The 19723-nt window shown below is 60.2% G+C and carries 21 protein-coding genes; 13 read left to right on the forward strand and 8 right to left on the reverse strand.

Annotated features, from left to right (window positions below; translation table 11 throughout):
• Nucleotides 1–12: 12 nt before the first annotated feature.
• Nucleotides 13–822, reverse strand: coding sequence for a tryptophan synthase subunit alpha (gene trpA / locus Q7C20_RS04845; RefSeq protein WP_375065889.1), 810 nt, complete (start codon nucleotides 820–822; stop codon nucleotides 13–15).
• Nucleotides 822–2063 carry a tryptophan synthase subunit beta gene (trpB, locus tag Q7C20_RS04850; protein ID WP_375065891.1) on the reverse strand — a complete coding sequence of 414 codons (1242 nt, stop codon included), beginning with the start codon at nucleotides 2061–2063 and terminating at the stop codon, nucleotides 822–824. The genes trpA and trpB overlap by 1 nt, the downstream gene beginning before the upstream one ends.
• 110 nt (nucleotides 2064–2173) lie before the next feature.
• Between trpB and Q7C20_RS04855 the strand changes: the two genes are divergently transcribed.
• The gene (locus Q7C20_RS04855; RefSeq protein WP_375065893.1) at nucleotides 2174–3070 is read left to right on the forward strand and encodes a LysR family transcriptional regulator; all 897 of its coding nucleotides are present in this window, start codon (nucleotides 2174–2176) and stop codon (nucleotides 3068–3070) included.
• Here Q7C20_RS04855 and Q7C20_RS04860 read toward each other — a convergent pair.
• Nucleotides 3067–3393 carry a DUF883 family protein gene (locus Q7C20_RS04860; protein ID WP_348054720.1) on the reverse strand — a complete coding sequence of 109 codons (327 nt, stop codon included), beginning with the start codon at nucleotides 3391–3393 and terminating at the stop codon, nucleotides 3067–3069. The genes Q7C20_RS04855 and Q7C20_RS04860 overlap by 4 nt on opposite strands.
• A gap of 154 nt (nucleotides 3394–3547) precedes the next feature.
• On the opposite strand from Q7C20_RS04860, the gene Q7C20_RS04865 reads away from it, so the two are divergent.
• Together Q7C20_RS04865 and Q7C20_RS04870 are read left to right on the forward strand one after the other, a co-directional pair.
• Nucleotides 3548–3760 (forward strand): dodecin, encoded by a 213-nt coding sequence (locus Q7C20_RS04865; protein ID WP_348054719.1) that lies wholly within the window; start codon nucleotides 3548–3550, stop codon nucleotides 3758–3760.
• A gap of 113 nt (nucleotides 3761–3873) precedes the next feature.
• Entirely contained in the window at nucleotides 3874–4098 is a 225-nt protein-coding gene (locus Q7C20_RS04870) for a DUF1161 domain-containing protein (RefSeq protein WP_348054718.1), read from the forward strand.
• 152 nt (nucleotides 4099–4250) lie between these two features.
• On the opposite strand, the gene Q7C20_RS04875 is transcribed toward Q7C20_RS04870, so the two are convergent.
• Nucleotides 4251–5252, reverse strand: a complete 1002-nt coding sequence (locus Q7C20_RS04875; RefSeq protein WP_348054717.1) for an LLM class flavin-dependent oxidoreductase — start codon at nucleotides 5250–5252, stop codon at nucleotides 4251–4253.
• A gap of 217 nt (nucleotides 5253–5469) precedes the next feature.
• Between Q7C20_RS04875 and Q7C20_RS04880 the strand changes: the two genes are divergently transcribed.
• Together Q7C20_RS04880 and Q7C20_RS04885 are read left to right on the forward strand one after the other, a co-directional pair.
• On the forward strand, nucleotides 5470–5901 hold the full coding sequence (locus Q7C20_RS04880; RefSeq protein ID WP_348054716.1) for an OsmC family protein: 432 nt from the start codon (nucleotides 5470–5472) through the stop codon (nucleotides 5899–5901).
• Nucleotides 5902–6064: 163 nt separating this feature from the next.
• The gene (locus Q7C20_RS04885; protein WP_348054715.1) at nucleotides 6065–6304 is read left to right on the forward strand and encodes a DUF1161 domain-containing protein; all 240 of its coding nucleotides are present in this window, start codon (nucleotides 6065–6067) and stop codon (nucleotides 6302–6304) included.
• Here the strand turns inward: Q7C20_RS04885 and Q7C20_RS04890 are convergent, their stop codons facing one another.
• Nucleotides 6305–6727, reverse strand: coding sequence for a hypothetical protein (locus tag Q7C20_RS04890; protein ID WP_348054714.1), 423 nt, complete (start codon nucleotides 6725–6727; stop codon nucleotides 6305–6307). It abuts the gene before it with no gap.
• A 142-nt stretch (nucleotides 6728–6869) separates the two neighbouring features.
• Here Q7C20_RS04890 and Q7C20_RS04895 point away from each other — a divergent pair, with 142 nt between their 5' ends.
• On the forward strand, nucleotides 6870–7913 hold the full coding sequence (locus Q7C20_RS04895) for an aminopeptidase (RefSeq protein WP_375065897.1): 1044 nt from the start codon (nucleotides 6870–6872) through the stop codon (nucleotides 7911–7913).
• A gap of 95 nt (nucleotides 7914–8008) precedes the next feature.
• Here Q7C20_RS04895 and Q7C20_RS04900 read toward each other — a convergent pair whose 3' ends face one another.
• On the reverse strand, nucleotides 8009–8668 hold the full coding sequence (locus Q7C20_RS04900) for an HAD family hydrolase (RefSeq protein ID WP_375065899.1): 660 nt from the start codon (nucleotides 8666–8668) through the stop codon (nucleotides 8009–8011).
• Complete coding sequence (locus Q7C20_RS04905; RefSeq protein WP_375065902.1) at nucleotides 8665–9207, reverse strand: gamma carbonic anhydrase family protein; 543 nt, start codon at nucleotides 9205–9207, stop codon at nucleotides 8665–8667. The genes Q7C20_RS04900 and Q7C20_RS04905 overlap by 4 nt, the downstream gene beginning before the upstream one ends.
• A 54-nt stretch (nucleotides 9208–9261) precedes the next feature.
• Here Q7C20_RS04905 and prlC point away from each other — a divergent pair, with 54 nt between their 5' ends.
• From prlC to Q7C20_RS04920, 3 genes are all read left to right on the forward strand, one after another.
• A complete protein-coding gene (gene prlC / locus Q7C20_RS04910; RefSeq protein ID WP_375065904.1) occupies nucleotides 9262–11361 on the forward strand; it encodes an oligopeptidase A in 2100 nt (699 codons plus the stop codon).
• Nucleotides 11358–11630 (forward strand): YheV family putative zinc ribbon protein, encoded by a 273-nt coding sequence (locus Q7C20_RS04915; RefSeq protein ID WP_192298175.1) that lies wholly within the window; start codon nucleotides 11358–11360, stop codon nucleotides 11628–11630. The genes prlC and Q7C20_RS04915 overlap by 4 nt, the downstream gene beginning before the upstream one ends.
• Nucleotides 11631–11755: 125 nt before the next feature.
• Complete coding sequence (locus tag Q7C20_RS04920) at nucleotides 11756–13753, forward strand: M3 family metallopeptidase (protein WP_375065907.1); 1998 nt, start codon at nucleotides 11756–11758, stop codon at nucleotides 13751–13753.
• Here Q7C20_RS04920 and Q7C20_RS04925 read toward each other — a convergent pair.
• Nucleotides 13740–14408: a dual specificity protein phosphatase family protein gene (locus Q7C20_RS04925; protein ID WP_375065909.1), complete on the reverse strand. Its 669-nt coding sequence runs from the start codon at nucleotides 14406–14408 to the stop codon at nucleotides 13740–13742. The two genes, Q7C20_RS04920 and Q7C20_RS04925, sit on opposite strands and share 14 nt — an antisense overlap.
• 271 nt (nucleotides 14409–14679) lie before the next feature.
• Between Q7C20_RS04925 and Q7C20_RS04930 the strand changes: the two genes are divergently transcribed.
• The 4 genes from Q7C20_RS04930 (at nucleotide 14680) to Q7C20_RS04945 (ending at nucleotide 19670) form a co-directional block, all read left to right on the forward strand.
• A complete protein-coding gene (locus tag Q7C20_RS04930) occupies nucleotides 14680–15432 on the forward strand; it encodes a gluconate 2-dehydrogenase subunit 3 family protein (protein WP_375065911.1) in 753 nt (250 codons plus the stop codon).
• Nucleotides 15433–15434: 2 nt separating this feature from the next.
• The gene (locus Q7C20_RS04935; RefSeq protein ID WP_348054705.1) at nucleotides 15435–17219 is read left to right on the forward strand and encodes a GMC family oxidoreductase; all 1785 of its coding nucleotides are present in this window, start codon (nucleotides 15435–15437) and stop codon (nucleotides 17217–17219) included.
• Between the two features lie 12 nt (nucleotides 17220–17231).
• A complete protein-coding gene (locus tag Q7C20_RS04940) occupies nucleotides 17232–18530 on the forward strand; it encodes a c-type cytochrome (RefSeq protein ID WP_375065914.1) in 1299 nt (432 codons plus the stop codon).
• 81 nt (nucleotides 18531–18611) lie between these two features.
• The gene (locus Q7C20_RS04945) at nucleotides 18612–19670 is read left to right on the forward strand and encodes a PA0069 family radical SAM protein (protein WP_375065916.1); all 1059 of its coding nucleotides are present in this window, start codon (nucleotides 18612–18614) and stop codon (nucleotides 19668–19670) included.
• Nucleotides 19671–19723: the final 53 nt, after the last annotated feature.

The following is a 19723-nucleotide window of genomic DNA, read 5'->3' on the forward strand; positions in this document are numbered from 1 at the left end:
GCTACATGGCGCTTACGTACGGGCGTTGCGCACACCTTCCGACAGCGCCGCGCACAGGGTCAACACCCCATCGATGGCTTGCTGATCATTTTTCGCATTGGCGATGTGATCGATCAACGCCGAACCTACCACCACACCGTCTGCCAGGCGCGCGATCGCGGCGGCTTGTTCCGGCGTGCGGATACCAAAGCCGACGCTGATGGGCAGGTCGGTATGGCGGCGCAGGCGAGTCACGGCCTCTTCGACGTGTTCCAGGGTGGCGGCGCCGGCGCCGGTCACACCGGCCACCGATACGTAGTACACAAAGCCGGAGCTGCCGTTGAGCACGGTGGGCAGGCGCACGTCATCGGTGGTCGGTGTGGTCAGACGGATAAAGTCGATGCCGGCGGCTTGGGCCGGGTCGCACAGTTCGCCGTTATGCTCGGGCGGCATGTCGACCACGATCAGGCCGTCCACACCAGCTTCCTTGGCGTCAGTGATGAACTGTGGCACGCCGTATTTGTGGATCGGGTTGAAGTAGCCCATCAACACCAGCGGGGTGTCGCTGTTGTCTTTGCGGAACTCGCGGACCATCTGCAGGGTTTTCGCCAGGTTCTGCTTGGCGGTCAGCGCGCGGATGTTGGCCAGCTGAATCGCCGGGCCGTCGGCCATCGGGTCGGTGAAGGGCATGCCCAGCTCGATCACGTCGGCACCGGCGGCAGGCAAGCCTTTGAGGATCGCCAGCGAGGTGTCATAGCCCGGGTCGCCAGCAGTGACGAAGGTCACCAAGGCGGCGCGGTTTTGTTGTTTAAGTTGCGCAAAACGCGCTTGCAGGCGGCTCATTAGTGTTTCTCCTGCGAGGACTGCGCTTGTTGAGACTGTTCCATGTGGAACATCACGGTTTGCATGTCTTTGTCACCACGGCCCGAAAGGTTGACCACCATCAGGTGATCTTTCGGCAAGTTGGGCGCGCGTTTGAATACTTCGGCCAGGGCGTGGGCGGTTTCCAGGGCAGGAATGATCCCTTCCAGGCGGCAGCATTTGTGGAAGGCTTCGAGGGCTTCGTTGTCAGTCACCGAGGTGTATTGCACGCGGCCGATGTCATGCAACCAGGCGTGTTCAGGGCCGATGCCGGGGTAGTCCAGGCCGGCGGAAATCGAGTGGGCGTCGATGATCTGGCCGTCGTCGTCCTGCAACAGGAAGGTACGGTTGCCGTGCAGTACGCCGGGTACACCGCCGTTGAGGCTGGCCGCGTGCTTGCCGGTTTCGATGCCGTAGCCGGCGGCTTCAACGCCGATGATTTCCACGCCTGTGTCATCCAGGAACGGGTGGAACAGGCCCATGGCGTTGGAGCCACCGCCGATGCAGGCCACCAGGCTGTCCGGCAGGCGGCCTTCCTGGGCTTGCATCTGGTCACGGGTTTCCTTGCCGATCACGGCCTGGAAGTCGCGCACCATCGCAGGGTACGGGTGCGGGCCGGCCACGGTGCCGATCAGGTAGAAGGTGTCTTCAACGTTGGTCACCCAGTCACGCAAGGCTTCGTTCATGGCGTCTTTGAGGGTGCCGGTGCCCGCAACCACCGGGATCACTTCTGCGCCCAACAGCTTCATGCGAAACACGTTGGCCTGTTGGCGCTCGATGTCGGTGGTGCCCATGTAGATCACGCATTGCAGGCCAAAGCGCGCGGCGACGGTGGCCGTGGCCACACCGTGCATGCCGGCGCCGGTCTCGGCGATGATGCGTTTTTTGCCCATTCGCCGCGCCAGCAGGATCTGGCCGATGCAGTTGTTGATCTTGTGCGCGCCGGTGTGGTTCAGCTCTTCGCGCTTGAGGTAGATCTTGGCGCCGCCGCAGAACTCGGTCAGGCGTTCAGCGAAATACAGCGGGCTTGGGCGTCCGACGTAGTCGCGCTGGAAGTAGGCCAATTCTTTGTTGAAAGCCGGATCAATCTTGGCCGCTTCGTATTCGCGGGCCAGGTCGAGGATCAACGGCATCAGGGTTTCAGCGACGTAGCGGCCGCCGAACGCGCCGAACAGGCCGCTGGCGTCTGGGCCGTTGCGTAGATCGGTCTGGGACTGAGTCATGGGTGGCTCCAGAAAAGAAGGGCTGTGATAAACAATGAGGGCCACTCTACCCCTCACGCTCTTGGCTGAAAACCGATAAGATCGCCGTAACCTGTCAGGAAAACTCACAGATGAGCCGAGACCTCCCTCCCCTTAACGCCCTGCGCGCGTTTGAAGCCACTGCCCGCCTCAACAGCGTGAGTCAGGCTGCCGAGCAGTTGCACGTCACTCATGGCGCGGTCAGTCGTCAGTTGAAAGTGCTGGAAGAGCATTTGGGTGTCAGCCTGTTCGTCAAGGATGGGCGTGGCCTTAAACTCACAGATGCGGGCGTACGGCTCCGCGATGCAAGCAGCGATGCCTTCGAGCGTTTGAGGGATGTGTGCGCCGAACTCACCCAAAGCAGTGCCGACGCACCCTTTGTGCTCGGCTGCTCGGGCAGTTTGCTGGCGCGCTGGTTGATCCCGCGTCTGGGCCGTTTGAATGCCGACCTGCCGGATCTGCGCTTGCACCTGTCGGCGGGCGACGGCGACCTTGACCCCAGGCGGCCCGGCCTCGACGCCCTGCTGGTTTTCGCTGAACCGCCGTGGCCGGCGGATATGCAGGTGTACGAGCTGGCCAGCGAACGCATCGGCCCGGTCATGAGCCCTCGTTTTGCCGGTTACGAGCGCCTGCGCCACGCCCCCGCCTCGGCGCTATGTGGCGAAGCGCTGTTGCACACCACCTCACGCCCGCAAGCCTGGCCCAGCTGGGCACAGCACTACGGCATCGAGCCCGGCGCTTTGAGACATGGCCAGGGGTTTGAGCATTTGTATTATTTGCTGGAAGCGGCGGTCGCTGGATTGGGCGTGGCGATTGCGCCCGAACCGCTGGTGGCAGAGGACCTGCGAGCGGGTCGCCTAGTGGCGCCGTGGGGTTTTTGTGAAACCCCGGCGCACCTGGCGTTGTGGCTACCCAAGCGCGCCGCAGATGGGCGCGCTCGGCAGCTGGCGCAGTGGCTCAAGACTGAGCTGTTGCGCCAACCTGTTTAGTCACCACGTTTGCACATCAAATAAGCCGCCAGCAGACCCAGCGCGCCAACGGCGACGCCGGCAGTGGTCCATGGGTGCTCTTGTGCGTAGTCACGGGTTGCAACACCGGTTTCGCGGATTTTGACTTTGCTTTCTTCGTAGGCATCGCTGATCAGATGACGGGAATGCTTGAGAGCATTCTCGGCATTGCTTTTCAGGGCCTTCAACGTTTTGCGCGACTCGTCAGACGCATCGTCCTTGAGGCTTTCAAGGGATTTGAGCAGGCTCGAAATCTCGGCTTCCATGCTTTCCAGTGACGCTTTGCGTAAAGAAGTGTTGGCCATGTGGGCTCTCCTGAAGTGATTGAGTGGCGTGTGTAGATACCGACTGCGGCCGATTCAAAAAGTGCAGTAAATCTGAACTTTCGAGTAGGAATTGTCGCCAGAAGCATTAGGAACATTGACTGCTACGCTCACTAGAGACCTCAGGAGAAACGCTATGTCTAATCACACCTATAAGAAAGTCGAACTGGTAGGTTCGTCCACCACCAGCATCGAAGATGCCATTCAGAATGCACTGGCCGAGGCCAGTAAGAGCCTCAAGCACCTGGAGTGGTTTGAAGTGACTGAAACCCGCGGTCATATCGAGGACGGCAAAGTCGCGCACTATCAGGTCACGCTCAAGGTAGGGTTCCGAATTGCCACCAGTTGATCCTGTGAGTTGAACTTGCGGACTGGCCGATTGCCATAACCTGCGCTACAACGTTGGGGTGCCGATGCGACAGCGTCGGCACGTTCTATTCGATCAGCGTAAGGAAGTAACGGATGAAGAAGTTCCTGTTAGCAGTCGGTTTGTTGAGCATTGCGGGTACAGCCCTGGCGGCGGGCAAGCCTTGCGAAGAGCTGAAAAGCGAACTCGCGACAAAGCTTGATGCAAAAGGCGTTCAGCATTATTCGCTGGATGTTGTGGAGAAAGGCGCTGCAGCCGATGCCAAGGTGATTGGCAGCTGCGAAGGCGACACCAAGGAAATCGTCTACAAACGCGGTTAAACCCGTGTTGCAGACATAAGTACGACGCACATGTGGTGAGGGAGCTTGCTCCCGCTGGAGTGCGCAGCGCTCCCAATATTTTGGGGCCGCTACGCAGCCCAGCGGGAGCAAGCCCCCTCGCCACACGTGCGTCGTTTTTTTTTGCCTGGGGTTTAGCCCTTCATCACCTGCGCCAGCAGTTCGTAGGAATGAATGCGGTCGGCGTGTTCGTACAGATCGCTGGTGAAAATCAGCTCATCAGCACCGGTTTGCTCGACCAACACTTCCAGCTTGGCGCGGATTTTCGCCGGGCCGCCGACCATGGCCAGGCCCAGGAAACTGCCGACAGCCTCTTTTTCATGGGGCAGCCACAGGCCGTCCATGGTTTTCACCGGCGGGCGCTGGACCAGGCTTTGCCCGCGCATCAGCGCAAGAATGCGCTGGTACACCGAGGTGGCCAGGTAGTCGGCCTGTTCATCAGTGTCAGCCGCTACTAACGGAATGCCGAGCATCACGTAAGGTTTATCCAGCACGGCCGAAGGCTTGAAGTGATTGCGGTACACGCGGATCGCCTCATGCATCAAACGCGGTGCGAAATGTGAGGCAAAGGCGTAAGGCAAACCGCGTTCACCGGCCAGCTGTGCGCTGAACAGGCTGGAACCGAGCAACCAGACCGGCACGTTGGTGCCGGTGCCCGGTACGGCGATGATCCGTTGATCAGGCGTACGTGGGCCAAGGTAGGCCACCAGCTCGGCCACATCTTCCGGAAACTCGTCAGCACTGCCGGAGCGTTCACGGCGCAGGGCGCGGGCAGTCATTTGATCGGAACCCGGCGCACGGCCCAGGCCCAGGTCGATACGACCGGGGTAGAGGCTTTCCAGGGTGCCGAACTGCTCGGCGATCACCAGCGGTGCGTGGTTGGGCAGCATGATGCCGCCCGAGCCGACGCGAATGGTCGAAGTGCCTCCCGCCAGGTAGCCCAGCAACACCGAGGTGGCCGAACTGGCGATGCCGTCCATGTTGTGGTGCTCAGCCACCCAGAAGCGGTTGTAGCCGAACTTTTCCACGTGTTGGGCCAGGTCCAGGGAGTTGCGCAGCGACTGCGCGATGGTTCCGTTGGCGCGCACGGGCACAAGGTCGAGGGTTGAAAATTTTACGTCGGACAGCGATTTCATAAGCCTGCTTCTCCATTAGGTGCGCAGGCTTATTAGATGAACCAAAACCTGCCGCTTCATGTGCATGCCTTATGAGATGTGGGCATATACCCGAGATTCAATAGCAGACCAGGAAATTTCCTACTAATTTGCTGGGTTTCTCCGACAAGATGAACTTTGCCAACCCTTCTATCCTCAGAACCTTACTGAAGCAAAACCACCGTTCGAGGAGACCGCTATGAGTATCGTTAAAAAAGCATCCGCGCATTGGGAAGGTGATCTGAAGACAGGCCTGGGTTCCATTTCCACGGAAACCGGCGTGCTGCGCGAAGCGCCCTACGGCTTCAAAGCGCGTTTCGAAGGCGGCAAGGGCACCAACCCTGAAGAACTGATCGGCGCGGCCCACGCTGGCTGCTTCTCCATGGCTTTTTCGATGATCCTGGGCGATGCGGGCCTCAAGGCTGACAGCATCGACACCACGGCTGAAGTGACTCTGGACCAGGTTGAAGGGGGTTTTGCGATTACCGCCGTGCACCTGGTCCTCAAGGCCAAGATTCCGGGCGCAAGCCAGGCGCAGTTCGATGAACTGAGCAAAAAGGCCAAGGAAGGATGCCCAGTGTCCAAGGTTCTGAATGCTGAAATCAGCCTGGATGCCACGCTGGTCAGCTGATACAGCAAGACCCAATGTGGGAGCTGGCTTGCCTGCTCCCACACGTGTCCGCTCCCGCATTTAGTTATGCGTTAAATCAGAACTCGTGTTTCCCCGATGTGGTCCTATACCCTATGCAGCCTTAGCCGCACACTCGTGCGCATGCATTCAGGGAGCTACACACATGAAACGTTTTGCCTTGGCGATCATCTGCGGTGTATTGGCCACCTCGGCCGTGGCCGCTCCGAAAGATTGTGAAGAGCTCAGGAAGGAAATCGAAGTGAATATCCAGGCCAAGGCGATCCCGTCCTACACCCTGGAAATCATCACTGCCGAAGAAGCCAAGAATCATGACAGTGCGATGCTCGTAGGTACCTGCGAAAACGGCACCAAGCGCATCATTTATCAAAAAAACAACGACTGATCAGATGCAATTCACGCTGTGTTCTTCGGCCAGTAACTGCCGGGCCGAGTTATACAGCCGAATGTTGGGCGTAAACGCCAGCGAGCGCCCTTCCAGCACATAATGCTGGCCCGCCTGGAAGTTGTTGTACTGCAGGCTCATGAAACAGGTGCGGTCACGCGTCTGGTCCAGCCCGCCAATCCCCGATCCGGTGTTCACCTCGAAGTCGAAACGCACCATCAGCTCATGGCTGCCGGGTGGCACCTGGAAGAAACGCCCGTCGTTAAGGTTTTTCCCGTCCAGGCGCTGCGCCATCACCAGCTTGGCGCCCGGTGTGGGCGTGGTGAAGTCGACCCAGGCTTGCTGCGGGTCGGCGGGGGGAATGGGCGTCGATGCACAGGCGCTGAGGAACAGGGCAGCAACGGGAAGCAAGAGCTGGCGCATGGCAGGCACTCAGGCAGAAGGAAAGGATGAGCCCGGCGCCGATGGCAGCAGACTCCCTATGAGTATAAACACGCTAAACCATGGAAAAATTCCGTGAGGGCAGGATAGTCTGCCGAGCACATTATTCAGAGGTGGTCGCGGCATGCTCATGCGTTTTCTTCCAGTCGTGTGGGTGCTGCTGCTCAGCGGCTGCTCCAGCGTCAGTTATTACAGCCAGTTGGCCAGCGGCCAGTGGCAGTTGCTGCGGGCTCGCGAACCGGTTTCCGAGGTGATCGCCGACCCTTCCCGGCCACAGTTGTTGCGTGACCACTTGGTGCAATCGCAAAAGGCGCGGGCCTTTGCCAGCGAACACCTGCACCTGCCGGATAACCAGAGTTACCGGCTGTACGCCGATATTGGCCGGCCATATGTAGTCTGGAATGTCTTCGCCACGCAGGAATTTTCCCTCTCGCCTGTAACCCATTGCTTCCCGATTGCCGGTTGCGTCGCCTATCGCGGCTATTACAACCAGGGCGCGGCGCGTGGCGAGGCGGCGCTGTTGAAGCAACGCGGCATGGACGTGTCGATTGGCGGGGTGGAGGCCTATTCCACGCTGGGTTGGTTCAACGACCCGATCGTGAGTTCGATGATGAGCTGGGGCGATGAGCGCCTGGCCACGCTGATTTTCCATGAGCTGGCGCACCAGCGTTTTTATGTGAAGGACGACACTGAGTTCAACGAATCGTATGCCAATTTCGTCGAGCAGGAAGGCACGCGCCAATGGCGTGCGGCCCGTGGTCTGCCGCCGATCAGCGATGCAGCGTTGCAGCAGCGCGACCAGTTCATCCGGTTGGTTCTCGATACTCGAAAACGCTTGGAAGCGTTGTACGCGCAGCCGTTGGCGGCGCAGGCGATGCGACAGGCCAAGGCAGCCGAATTTGAGCGCTTGCGCAGTGAGTATCGCCGGATGCGTGATAGCCAATGGGGCGGGGACAAGCGCTATGACGTATGGATTAATCAGCCGATGAACAACGCGCGGTTATTGCCGTTTGGGCTGTATGACCAGTGGGTGCCGGCGTTTGCGGCGTTGTTTCGGCAGGTGGATGGGGATTGGGTGAGGTTTTTTGCGGCGGTGGAGAAGATGGGTGGGTTGCCGGTGGAGCAGCGCAAGGCGGCGTTGAAGCAGTTGGAAATCAGTGACCGTTAATGCCTCTTCGCGAGCAAGCCCGCTCCCACATTTGACCGAGTTCCAACTTTGAAATGCGGTCGAATGTGGGAGCGGGCTTGCTCGCGAAGGCGGCATCAGCCGCGCTGCAAAAACATCTGATGCATCTCATCCAGCGTCTCAAAATGCCAGGTCGGCGCTTCAGCACTCAACTCCTCGAAACTGCCAAACCCATACCCCACCGCCGCCGAATCCAGCCCGTTGCTGCGCGCCCCGATCAGGTCATGCTTGCGATCACCAATCATCAAGGTCGTCGCCGGGTCCAGGCCCTCCTCGCTCATCAAGTGCGCGATCAGCTCAACCTTGTTTGTGTGCGTGCCGTCCAGCTCACTGCCGTAAATCACCTTGAAGTGCCTGGCGAAATCGAAATGCCGGGCAATCTCGCGGGCGAATACCCAAGGCTTGGAGGTAGCCACATACAACTCACGGCCCTGGCCATTCAGCGCTTCGAGCAGCGGCATCACGCCGTCGAATACGCGATTTTCATACAGCCCGGTGACCTTGAAACGCTCCCGATAAAAATTCACCGCTTCCCAGGCTTTGGCCTCGTCGAAGCCGTAGAACTGCATGAAGGCTTGCAGCAATGGCGGGCCGATAAAGTGTTCCAGCTTGGTGAGGTCCGGCTCATCAATACCGAGTTTGCCGAGGGCGTACTGGATCGAACGGGTGATGCCCTCACGCGGATCCGTCAGGGTGCCGTCCAGGTCGAACAGTACGGTGTGGTATTTCAGGGTCATTGATCGAATCCTTCGGCCAGGTGCAGGTCTTTGAGCTTCACGTAGTTGGCGGCGCTGTAGGTGAAAAACGCGCGCTCCTTGTCAGTCAGTGCGCGGACTTGTTTAACCGGGCTGCCCACGTACAAAAAGCCGCTCTCGAGTTTTTTGCCCGGCGGCACCAGGCTGCCGGCGCCGATGATCACGTCGTCTTCGACCACGGCGCCGTCCATCACGATGCTGCCCATGCCGATCAGGATGCGATTGCCCACCTTGCAGCCGTGCAGCATGACTTTGTGCGCGATGGTCACGTCATCGCCGATCAGCAGCGGGAAGCCGTCCGGGTTGAACGGCCCGGCGTGGGTAATGTGCAGCACGCAGCCGTCTTGCACGCTGGTGCGTGCGCCGATGCGGATGCGGTGCATGTCGCCACGAATCACGGTCAGCGGCCATACCGAGCTGTCGGTGCCTATTTCTACATCGCCGATCACCACCGCCGAACTGTCGACAAAAGCCCCGGCGCCCAGGGTTGGCGTGTGGTTCTGATAGGTGCGAAGGGTCACGATAGCGTCTCTCTCTTGTGCTGATAGCTGCGGTGGGAGTTGATTGTAATTAAGATGGCCCCATCTTTGTTCTTACATGTTTCTTCAGCCAAGGTGCCCACCGTGAGCGCGAACAACCCGCTTCTGCAGTCCTACGACCTGCCGCCGTTCTCGGCGATCCGTGCCGAGCACGTGCAACCGGCCATCGAACAGATCCTCGCCGACAACCGTGTCGCCATCGAAGGCATCCTGCAAAGCCAGGGTAAAAACCCTACGTGGGCCGGTCTGGTCCTGGCCATGGACGAACTGAATGACCGCCTGGGCGCCGCCTGGAGCCCGGTCAGCCACCTTAACGCCGTGTGCAACAGCGCCGAATTGCGCGAAGCCTACGAAAGTTGCTTGCCTGCGTTGAGCGCCTACTCCACCGAGATGGGCCAGAACCGTGAACTGTTCCAGGCCTTTGAAGCTCTGGCCAACAGCCCGGAAGCCGCCGGTTTCGATGTGGCGCAAAAAACCATTCTGGAACACTCGCTGCGCGACTTCCGCCTGTCGGGTATCGATTTGCCGCCAGAGCAGCAAAAACGCTACGCCGAAGTGCAAAGCAAGCTCTCCGAGCTGGGCAGCAAATTCTCAAACCAATTGCTCGACGCCACTCAGGCCTGGACCAAACACGTTACCGACGAAGCCACCCTCGCCGGCCTGACCGACTCGGCCAAGGCGCAAATGGCTGCCGCCGCTCAGGCCAAAGGCCTCGACGGCTGGCTGATCACGCTGGAATTCCCGAGCTACTACGCGGTGATGACCTACGCCCAGGACCGTGCGCTGCGTGAAGAACTCTACGCCGCCTACTGCACCCGTGCGTCGGACCAAGGCCCGAATGCTGGCCAGAACGATAACGGCCCGGTGATGGAACAGATCCTCGACCTGCGTCAGGAACTCGCCACATTGTTGGGCTACGCGTCGTTCTCCGAGTTGAGCCTGGCCACCAAAATGGCCGAGTCCAGCGACCAGGTGCTGAGCTTCCTGCGTGACCTGGCCAAGCGCAGCAAACCGTTTGCCGCCCAGGACCTGCAACAGCTCAAGGCCTACGCCGCCGAACAAGGCTGCGCCGACCTGCAAAGCTGGGACAGCGGTTTCTACGGCGAAAAACTGCGCGAGCAGCGTTACAGCGTGTCTCAGGAAGCCCTGCGCGCGTACTTCCCGATCGACAAAGTGCTGGGCGGCCTGTTCGCCATTGTGCAGCGCCTGTACGGCATCGAAATCGCCGAGCAAAAAGGCTTCGACACCTGGCACCCGGATGTTCGCCTGTTCGAAATCAAGGAAAACGGCCAGCACGTCGGCCGCTTCTTCTTCGACCTGTACGCCCGCGCCAACAAGCGTGGCGGTGCCTGGATGGACGGCGCGCGCGACCGTCGCCGCACGGTGGACGGCGTGCTGCAAAGCCCGGTGGCCAACCTGGTGTGCAACTTCACCCCGGCCGACAGCGGCAAGCCTGCCCTGTTGACCCACGATGAAGTGACCACCCTGTTCCACGAGTTCGGCCACGGCCTGCATCACCTGCTCACCCGCGTTGAACACGCGGGCGTGTCCGGCATCAACGGCGTGGCCTGGGATGCGGTGGAGTTGCCGAGCCAGTTCATGGAGAACTGGTGCTGGGAGCCGGAAGGCCTGGCGCTGATCTCCGGTCACTATGAAAGCGGCGAACCGCTGCCTCAGGACCTGCTGGAAAAAATGCTCGCAGCCAAGAACTTCCAGTCCGGCCTGATGATGGTGCGCCAGCTGGAGTTTTCGCTGTTCGACTTCGAACTGCACGCCACCCACGGCGATGGCCGCAGCGTGGCGCAGGTGCTCGAAGGCGTGCGCAATGAAGTGTCGGTCATGCGCCCACCGGCCTATAACCGCTTCCCCAACAGCTTCGCGCACATCTTTGCCGGCGGTTACGCGGCGGGTTACTACAGCTACAAATGGGCTGAAGTGTTGTCGGCCGATGCCTTCTCCAAGTTTGAAGAAGACGGCGTGCTGAATGCCGAGACCGGCCGCGCGTTCCGCGAGGCGATTCTGGCGCGTGGCGGTTCCCAGGCGCCGATGGTGCTGTTCGTCGACTTCCGCGGACGCGCGCCGTCGATTGACGCACTCTTGCGCCACAGCGGCCTCAGTGAGGACGCGGCAGCATGAGTGAAGGGCCTGTGGTGACCAAGAAGCAATTTATCGCCGGGGCGGTTTGCCCGGCGTGCAGCGAGCCGGACAAGTTGAAAATGTGGACCGAAGACAGCGTGCCGCACCGCGAGTGTGTAGCCTGCGGCTACACCGACACGCTTAATGACCAAGGCCTGTCAGTGCCCAAGGAATTGGGCACGCGGGTGAATACGTCGGCATTGAAAGCGCCGGACCCGAAAGTGCAGGCGGTGCAGTTTTTTCCTAATCCGAAGCTGAAAAAAGACTGACAGTTTGATGCCCCGCGCTTTGGAACACGGTTTCCGGGCGCGGGGCATTAAGCATCTACAGCCACCTCCCCCGCGACGTCTTCCAGGATGACAACTTCCCCCCTGTTGTCTTCAAGGAAGCGACCATGCCCGACCCCAACCCACTGTTGCAGAACGACCACCTGCCAGCTTTCTCGGCCATTCGTGCCGAACACCTCGTGCCTGCCGTCGAGGCCATCGTGCTGCGCAGTCGCGCCGAGGTTGCCCGCATCATCGGCAGCCAGCAACACGGCCCGAACTGGGATGATTTGGTGCTGGCAATCGAAGCCGTCACCTCGCGAATCGACGAGGTGTTAACGGTGATCTACATCCTCGACAGCGTAAGCACCGATCAAAACTGGACGCAAGCCAGCGCGCAAGCCACTTCTCGGGCCGTCGAGTTCGTGCGCGATTTAACCGGTAACCGCGCCCTATTCGATTGCTATAAAGCATTGGCCGCCAGCTCGCCGGCTGCGCTGTTCGACGCCTCCCGTCAACGTCTGCTAAGGCGTACGTTGAAGAAATTCACGCTGGCCGGTATCGAACTGGCGCCTGCTGAGCAGCAGAGGCTGGTCACGCTTAACCAGGAAATTGCCGGGCTCCAGCAGTTGTTCCTGACCCAGCTGGAACAGGCTAATAACGCGTGGCGCAAACACATCACCGACGAATCAGAACTGTTGGGGCTTGCGCCGACATTCAAAGCGCGCCTGGCGCAAAAGGCCCACGACGCCAACCTGCAAGGCTGGCTGATTACGCTGAACGAAGAGACTTACCGAGACCTCATGGCCTACGCGCAGGACCGGACGTTGCGCGAGCAGGCGTTTACCGCCTACAACACGCGTGCGTCCGATATCGGCCCGCATGCCGGGCAGTTCGACAATGGCCCGCTGCTGCAGATGCTCAGGGTCAGTCGCAGCCAAAAAGCCACGCTGCTGGGCTACACAAGCTTTGTTCAATTGGCCCTTGAGCTTCAGTCGCTGGACACCGAGGAGCAGGTGCTGGCGTTTATTCGTGAGCAAATCAGGTCGGAACGAACGGCCTTTGAGCACGACAAGCGCCAACTCATCACGCTGGCCCGTGAGCGTGGTTTGGCGCAGGTGCAGCCGTGGGATTACGCCTATTTGGCGCAGATGATCCGGCAACAGGCCAGTGGCGTCTCTGAAGAAGCGTTGCGCGCCTACTTCCCGCTGGAGTCCACCTTGTCTCGACTGTTTGCCCTGGTAAAGCGCCTCTTCGAAGTCGAAATCAGCGAGGTGGAAGGCTTCGATGCCTGGGCGCCCGGGGTTCGACTCTTGCAGGTACAGGCCGATGGCGAGGTGCTGGGGCACATTTATTTCGTGCCGTATCTGCAAAAAAGCGGTGATTTTGCCAACGCGTTTTCGTTGAGGAACCGCTGGACCACCGCTGAAGGCCGCCGAGTACAGCCGGTGGTCGTGCTCTGCAGCCAATTTGAAGTCGCCCCCAATGAGCCCTGTTTGCTCGGGCATCGACAGCTCAAGATTTTGTTTCATGAGTTTGGCCATTGCTTGCAGCAAATGCTGATGGGCCTGGGCTATCGCACCAAAATGGGCATCGATGACCTGGGCATGGACAGTGCGGAGTTCTGCGGCCAATTCTTCGAGCGCTGGTGCGATTCCCCTGAGTGTCTTGTGTGGTTGTCCAGCCATATCGAAACGGGCGCGCAGTTGCCTGAGGCCCTGGCCCGGCAACACAGGGTGTATGCCAACACCCAAATGTCGTGGGAACGCGCAGAGTCACTGACCCTGGCGTTATTTGATATCGAAGTGCATCGCACCGCGGACGACGGACGCAGCATTGAGCAGGTATTTGCGAGCGCCAACCTTGAAGTCGGGCACCTGCCGGCGTTGGATGCGGTGCGCTACGCCAATGGCTTCAGCCATATGGTGTTGGGGTATGAAGGCGGCTTTTACGCCTACCAGTGGTCTGAGGTGCTGGCGCGGGAAGCGTTTAAACGGTTTGAGCGCGAGGGGGTTTTCAATGCTGCGACCGGGCGTGCGTTTCGCGAGTGCGTGCTTGCGCCCGGTTACTCGCGGTCGCTGCTTGAATCGGTGCAGCTGTTTTCAGGCGCTCCTACGGGCCGCTAACGTTGAGTTCGCTACCCGTGTTTGCCGTGTTCACCCAGCTTTTCATCGAACACAGGGCAAAGGCGCTGGTGCTGCATTCTCCGTTGAGCAAGGCGGTGCGTAATTTGCCGACATCCGCCTTCATCATGTAGCGAACGCCGTCCTTGAAGCCGTTGCTGCTGCCGAAGCCGCCGAGGGTCATCTCGTTCAGCGCATCTTCCTTGCTCCAGCCCTGAACCACCACGCGGTACATCGCGGCCATCAGGCCGGTGCGGTCGGAGCCGTGTTTGCAATGCATCAGCACCGGGCCATTCGCCTCGGCTTGCTGAATCGCCCTGAGCGCTGCAAGCACGTCGGAATCGTCGACATGGTTGGTGCGATAGGTCAGCTGTACCTGTTTGATATCGGATGCATCCAGCCATGGCGCATCGGATTCCGGCAAAAAGTTGATCACCGTGCCGATCTTCAATTGTTGCAAGACGGGCAGTGCACTGCTGTCCGGCAACGCGCTGCGGTACAGGGTCGGCGTCATTTGATGCAGGTTGAATTGGTCTCCCACGGGCTGCGCCCACTCCGGCGAGCGCAGGGGCGTGGCGTCATCGGCCTGGGCGCTGACGGTTGCGAAGAGTGCCAGCAGCATCAGGCTCAAGGCAGGCATCAATTGAGGTGTGAACATACGCGATGTGACCAGATGGGAAACAGTAATAGCAGCCAGAATGGTCGTTACGGGGTGAATGAGGTGTGAGAGGGCCGTCAAAGAATTGTGAATCGACGCAGGTGATCGGCGTTTTTACCACTGAATCAATTCTTCAAATGCTTAGCCTGCTATCATTTGTAACTATTGGTTGCCACAGTGTTCTATCCCTTTGGATCCCATTTCCTGGCAAGCCTTCACGCTGCTCCCAGAAGCGGCGGATAAACCCGTGACCACATGATGAGGTGCACCCATGTCTGATCAAGATCAAGACAACCCCCGGCGTGACTTTTTGCGCAAATCCTTGACCTTGATCCCGGTGGTCACGGTTGCCAGCACCGGCCTCGGCGGCTCGATATTGATGGCCGCCCCGGAGCCGGCCCACGCCGCGCCTGCCACGCCGCCGGTGAGCGACAAGGCCTATGAGCCGAGCTATTTCACCGCTGAAGAATGGGCGTTTATCAACGCCGCGGTTGCGCAATTGATTCCCGCCGATGCCCAAGGCCCGGGCGCGCTGGAAGCCGGTGCGCCGGAATACATCGACCGCCAGATGAACACGCCTTATGCCAGCGGCGCGCTTTGGTTCATGCAAGGCCCGTTCAACGCTGATGCCGCGCCGGAGATGGGCTGGCAGAGCAAGTTGGTACCAAAAGAGATCTACCGCCTGGGTATTGCTGCGACGGATGCATGGTCGAAGGCGTTCAACGGTAAAGCTTTTGCCGCTCAAGACAGCGCTACCCGAGACGATATGTTGCGACGCCTGGAAGCGGGCGGCAGTGAAGTGAGCGCGCATTTCGCGGCGGTGCCACCGAAGATGTTTTTCAATTTGCTGCTGCAAAACACCAAGGAAGGGTTCTTCTGCGACCCGATTCACGGCGGCAACAAACGCATGGTCGGCTGGACCATGATCGGTTTCCCCGGCGCCCGCGCCGATTTCATGGACTGGGTTGAACGCAACGAGCAATACCCCTTTCCGGCTGTTTCCATTCGCGGCGAGAGGGCATAAACGTGGCGACCATCATGAAGAAAGTCGATGCGGTTATCGTAGGCTTCGGCTGGACCGGCGCGATCATGGCCAAGGAGCTGACGGAAGCGGGCCTCAACGTGGTAGCGCTGGAGCGCGGCCCGATGCAGGACACCTACCCCGACGGCAACTATCCCCAGGTCATCGACGAATTGACCTACAGCGTGCGTAAAAAACTCTTCCAGGACATTTCCAAGGAGACGGTGACCATTCGCCACAGCGTGAATGACGTCGCCCTGCCTAACCGCCAGTTGGGTGCATTTTTGCCGGGCAATGGCGTGGGCGGCGCTGGCCTGCACTGGTCGGGCGTGCATTTTCGGGTCGACCCGATTGAGCTGCGCATGCGCAGCCATTACGAAGAGCGCTACGGCAAGAACTTCATTCCCAAAGACATGACCATCCAGGACTTCGGCGTCAGCTATGAAGAGCTGGAACCGTTTTTTGACTACGCGGAAAAAGTCTTCGGCACCTCAGGCCAGGCCTGGACCGTTAAAGGCCAATTGGTGGGCGAAGGCCGTGGCGGCAACCCCTACGCGCCGGATCGCTCCAACCCGTTCCCGTTGCAAGCACAGAAAAACACCGTCTCCGCACAGCTGTTTCAGAAAGCGGCTGCGGATGTAGGTTACAAACCCTACAACCTGCCGTCGGCCAATACGTCGGGGCCGTACACCAACCCCTACGGCGCGCAGATGGGCCCGTGCAATTTCTGCGGCTTTTGCAGTGGCTACGTTTGCTACATGTATTCCAAGGCTTCGCCGAACGTAAACATTCTGCCGGCGCTGCGTCAGGTGCCGAACTTTGAGCTGCGGCCCAACTCCCACGTGCTCAAGGTCAACCTCGACAGCACCAAGAGCAAGGCCACCGGCGTGACCTACATCGACGGCCAGGGTCGCGAGTGCGAGCAGCCGGCAGACCTGGTGATCATCGGCTCGTTCCAGTTCAACAATGTGCGGCTGATGTTGCTGTCGGGTATCGGCAAACCTTACGACCCGATTACCAACGAGGGCGTGATCGGCCGCAACTTCGCCTACCAGAACATGGCGACCATCAAGGCGTTCTTCGACAAGGACACCCACACCAACAACTTTATTGGTGCGGGCGGCAATGGCGTGGCCATGGATGACTTCAACGCCGACAACTTCGACCACGGCCCCCACGGCTTTGTGGGCGGTTCGCCGATGTGGGTCAACCAGGCGGGCAGCCGGCCGATTGCCGGTACGTCCAACCCGCCGGGCACCCCGGCCTGGGGCAGTGCCTGGAAGCGCGCCACCGCCGATTACTACACGCACCAGGTGTCGATGGACTCCCACGGCGCCCATCAATCCTACCGGGCCAACTACCTGGATCTGGACCCGGTGTACCGCGATGCCTACGGCCTGCCATTGCTGCGGATGACGTTCGACTGGCAGGAAAACGACATCAAGATGAACCGCTTCATGGTCGACAAAATGAGCAAGGTCGCCGAGGCGATGAACCCCAAGGCGATTGCCCTGCTCGGCAAACAGGTGGGTGAGCATTTCAACACCGCGTCGTACCAGACTACCCACCTCAACGGTGGCGCGATCATGGGCACCGACCCGAAAACCAGTGCGTTGAACCGTTACCTGCAAAGCTGGGATGTGCACAATGTGTTCGTCCCCGGCGCGTCGGCTTTCCCACAAGGCTTGGGCTACAACCCTACCGGCCTGGTGGCGGCGTTGACCTATTGGTCGGCCCGGGCGATTCGCGAGCAGTACCTGAAAAACCCCGGCCCACTGGTTCAGGCATAAGGAGCGATGACCATGAAAGCACTTGTTATCGCAAGTTTTGCGCTGCTCAGCAGTTGCTCTGTCAGCGCCGCTGAAACCGACCTGATCAAGCAGGGCGAATACCTGGCCCGCGCCGGGGACTGCGTGGCCTGCCACACTGCCAAGGGTGGCAAACCCTTTGCCGGCGGCCTGCCGATGGAAACCCCGATCGGCGTGATCTACTCCACCAATATCACCCCGGACAAAACCGGCGTGGGCGACTACAGCTTCGAAGACTTCGACAAAGCCGTACGCCATGGCGTCGCCAAAAACGGTAGTACGCTTTACCCGGCGATGCCCTACCCGTCATACGCGCGCGTCAGCGACAACGACATGCAGGCGTTGTATGCGTACTTCATGAAGGGTGTTGAACCGGTCGCCCAAGAGAATAAAGACAGCGATATTCCCTGGCCCTTGAGCATGCGCTGGCCGTTGGCGGCGTGGCGTTGGATGTTTGCGCCGGCTGTCGAGGCGCATCAGGCTCAAGCCGCTGCCGACCCGGTAATCAACCGTGGCGCTTACCTGGTGGAAGGCCTCGGCCACTGCGGCGCGTGTCATACGCCGCGTGCCCTGACCATGCAGGAAAAAGCCCTGAGTGCCACCGACGGCGACGCCTTTCTGTCGGGCAGCGCACCGCTGGAAGGCTGGATCGCGAAGAACCTGCGCGGCGACCACAAGGACGGCCTTGGCAGCTGGAGCGAAGAGCAACTGGTGCAATTCCTCAAGACCGGCCGCAGTGATCGCAGCGCAGTGTTTGGCGGCATGAGCGATGTGATCGTCCACAGCATGCAATACATGTCGCAGGACGACCTGACCGCCATCGCGCGTTACCTCAAGAGCTTGCCGGCGGTGGATCCCAAGGACCAACCGCACCAGTACGACAAGCAGGTGGCTGACGCGCTGTGGAAGGGCGATGACAGCAAGCCGGGCGCGTCGGTGTACATCGACAACTGCGCGGCGTGCCACCGTACCGACGGCCATGGCTACACGCGGGTGTTCCCGGCGCTGGCGGGCAACCCGGTGTTGCAGACGGCGGATCCTGCGTCGCTGATCAACATCGTGTTGAACGGTGGCACGTTGCCGGCCACTCACACGGCGCCGTCGACCTTCACCATGCCAGCGTATGCATGGCGTCTGTCAGACCAGGAAGTCGCGGATGTGGTCAGTTTCGTGCGCGGCAGCTGGGGCAATAAAGGGGCGCCAGTGACTGCCAGCGACGTGGCGGACCTGCGCAAGAGTGACATGCGCACCACCTCGGGCGATGACCTTGGCCAGATGACGCAAAAGCACTGATCCTCTGCTGACCGCCAAACGGCACTGGTCAGACACCTTGCGCCTCGATACTGTATATAAAAACAGTATCGAGGCGTTTTCATGTCTACTGCGTTGCCGCCCCGTGGCCGGGGCACGGCCACCAACCTGCACAACCGCTTTGCGCCGACCGTCAGCGTGGCCGAGGACGACGGCTGGTTTCAGGAAGTGCCGCCGACCCAGGGCACCGAAGTGCGTATCGAAACGGCCAAGACCATCATCACCCGTAATAACTCGCCGGACTTGCCGTTTGATCGCTCGATCAACCCGTATCGGGGCTGTGAGCATGGCTGCATCTACTGCTACGCACGGCCCAGCCATGCTTATTGGGATATGTCACCGGGGCTGGATTTCGAAACCAGACTGATCGCCAAGACCAATGCCGCCGATGTGCTGGAACAGCAACTGTCGAAGCCGGGCTATGTGTGCGCGCCGATCAATTTGGGCTCCAATACCGACCCTTACCAGCCCATTGAGCGCGAGTACCGGATCACCCGGCAGACCCTCGAAGTGCTGCTGCGTTACCGGCACCCGGTGACCATCATTACCAAGGGCTCGCTGATTCTGCGCGACCTTGACCTGCTGACCGCGCTGGCCCGGCAGCGGCTGGTGGCGGTGATGATCAGCCTGACCAGCCTGGACGATGAACTCAAACGCATCCTGGAACCGCGTGCGGCAGCGCCCAAGGCGCGGTTGCGGGCGATTCGGGTGATGCGTGAGGCGGGCATTCCGGTGGGCGTGCTGTGCTCGCCGATGATCCCGATGATCAACGACAGCGAGCTGGAAAGTTTGCTGACCGAAGCGCATGCGGCGGGTGCACAAAGTGCGGCGTACATGATGCTGCGCCTGCCGTTGGAGGTGGCCCCGCTGTTCGAGGAGTGGCTGGCGGCGCATTATCCGCAACGTGCCGCCCATGTGATGAGCCTGGTGCGCCAGGTGCGTGGCGGTGAGGTATACGACAGCCGGTTTGGTGTACGCATGCGCGGTGAGGGGCCGTTTGCCGATTTGCTGGCGCAGCGCTTTCGCAAAGCGATCAAGCGCCTGGGGCTGGACCGGCGTGAGGGATATGACCTGGATTGCACGGCATTTTGCCCACCGGGCAGGCAGTTGGCTTTGTTGTAAACTGAAGAGGACGAGTGCGCTGCTCGTGTAGGAATAGTCGCTCTTTGACATCA

Source organism: Pseudomonas sp. AMR01 (assembly GCF_041946035.1).
GTDB classification, from domain to species: Bacteria; Pseudomonadota; Gammaproteobacteria; order Pseudomonadales; family Pseudomonadaceae; genus Aquipseudomonas; species Aquipseudomonas antarctica_B.

What these genes read in the sequence shown, in the direction of transcription:
- trpA (WP_375065889.1), bottom strand. Translation starts at nt 822, where the DNA reads ATGAGCCGCCTGCAAGCGCGTTTTGCGCAACTTAAACAACAAAACCGC.
- trpB (WP_375065891.1), bottom strand. Translation starts at nt 2,063, where the DNA reads ATGACTCAGTCCCAGACCGATCTACGCAACGGCCCAGACGCCAGCGGC.
- Q7C20_RS04855 (WP_375065893.1), top strand. Translation starts at nt 2,174, where the DNA reads ATGAGCCGAGACCTCCCTCCCCTTAACGCCCTGCGCGCGTTTGAAGCC.
- Q7C20_RS04860 (WP_348054720.1), bottom strand. Translation starts at nt 3,393, where the DNA reads ATGGCCAACACTTCTTTACGCAAAGCGTCACTGGAAAGCATGGAAGCC.
- Q7C20_RS04865 (WP_348054719.1), top strand. Translation starts at nt 3,548, where the DNA reads ATGTCTAATCACACCTATAAGAAAGTCGAACTGGTAGGTTCGTCCACC.
- Q7C20_RS04870 (WP_348054718.1), top strand. Translation starts at nt 3,874, where the DNA reads ATGAAGAAGTTCCTGTTAGCAGTCGGTTTGTTGAGCATTGCGGGTACA.
- Q7C20_RS04875 (WP_348054717.1), bottom strand. Translation starts at nt 5,252, where the DNA reads ATGAAATCGCTGTCCGACGTAAAATTTTCAACCCTCGACCTTGTGCCC.
- Q7C20_RS04880 (WP_348054716.1), top strand. Translation starts at nt 5,470, where the DNA reads ATGAGTATCGTTAAAAAAGCATCCGCGCATTGGGAAGGTGATCTGAAG.
- Q7C20_RS04885 (WP_348054715.1), top strand. Translation starts at nt 6,065, where the DNA reads ATGAAACGTTTTGCCTTGGCGATCATCTGCGGTGTATTGGCCACCTCG.
- Q7C20_RS04890 (WP_348054714.1), bottom strand. Translation starts at nt 6,727, where the DNA reads ATGCGCCAGCTCTTGCTTCCCGTTGCTGCCCTGTTCCTCAGCGCCTGT.
- Q7C20_RS04895 (WP_375065897.1), top strand. Translation starts at nt 6,870, where the DNA reads ATGCTCATGCGTTTTCTTCCAGTCGTGTGGGTGCTGCTGCTCAGCGGC.
- Q7C20_RS04900 (WP_375065899.1), bottom strand. Translation starts at nt 8,668, where the DNA reads ATGACCCTGAAATACCACACCGTACTGTTCGACCTGGACGGCACCCTG.
- prlC (WP_375065904.1), top strand. Translation starts at nt 9,262, where the DNA reads ATGGCCCCATCTTTGTTCTTACATGTTTCTTCAGCCAAGGTGCCCACC.
- Q7C20_RS04915 (WP_192298175.1), top strand. Translation starts at nt 11,358, where the DNA reads ATGAGTGAAGGGCCTGTGGTGACCAAGAAGCAATTTATCGCCGGGGCG.
- Q7C20_RS04920 (WP_375065907.1), top strand. Translation starts at nt 11,756, where the DNA reads ATGCCCGACCCCAACCCACTGTTGCAGAACGACCACCTGCCAGCTTTC.
- Q7C20_RS04925 (WP_375065909.1), bottom strand. Translation starts at nt 14,408, where the DNA reads ATGTTCACACCTCAATTGATGCCTGCCTTGAGCCTGATGCTGCTGGCA.
- Q7C20_RS04930 (WP_375065911.1), top strand. Translation starts at nt 14,680, where the DNA reads ATGTCTGATCAAGATCAAGACAACCCCCGGCGTGACTTTTTGCGCAAA.
- Q7C20_RS04940 (WP_375065914.1), top strand. Translation starts at nt 17,232, where the DNA reads ATGAAAGCACTTGTTATCGCAAGTTTTGCGCTGCTCAGCAGTTGCTCT.
- Q7C20_RS04945 (WP_375065916.1), top strand. Translation starts at nt 18,612, where the DNA reads ATGTCTACTGCGTTGCCGCCCCGTGGCCGGGGCACGGCCACCAACCTG.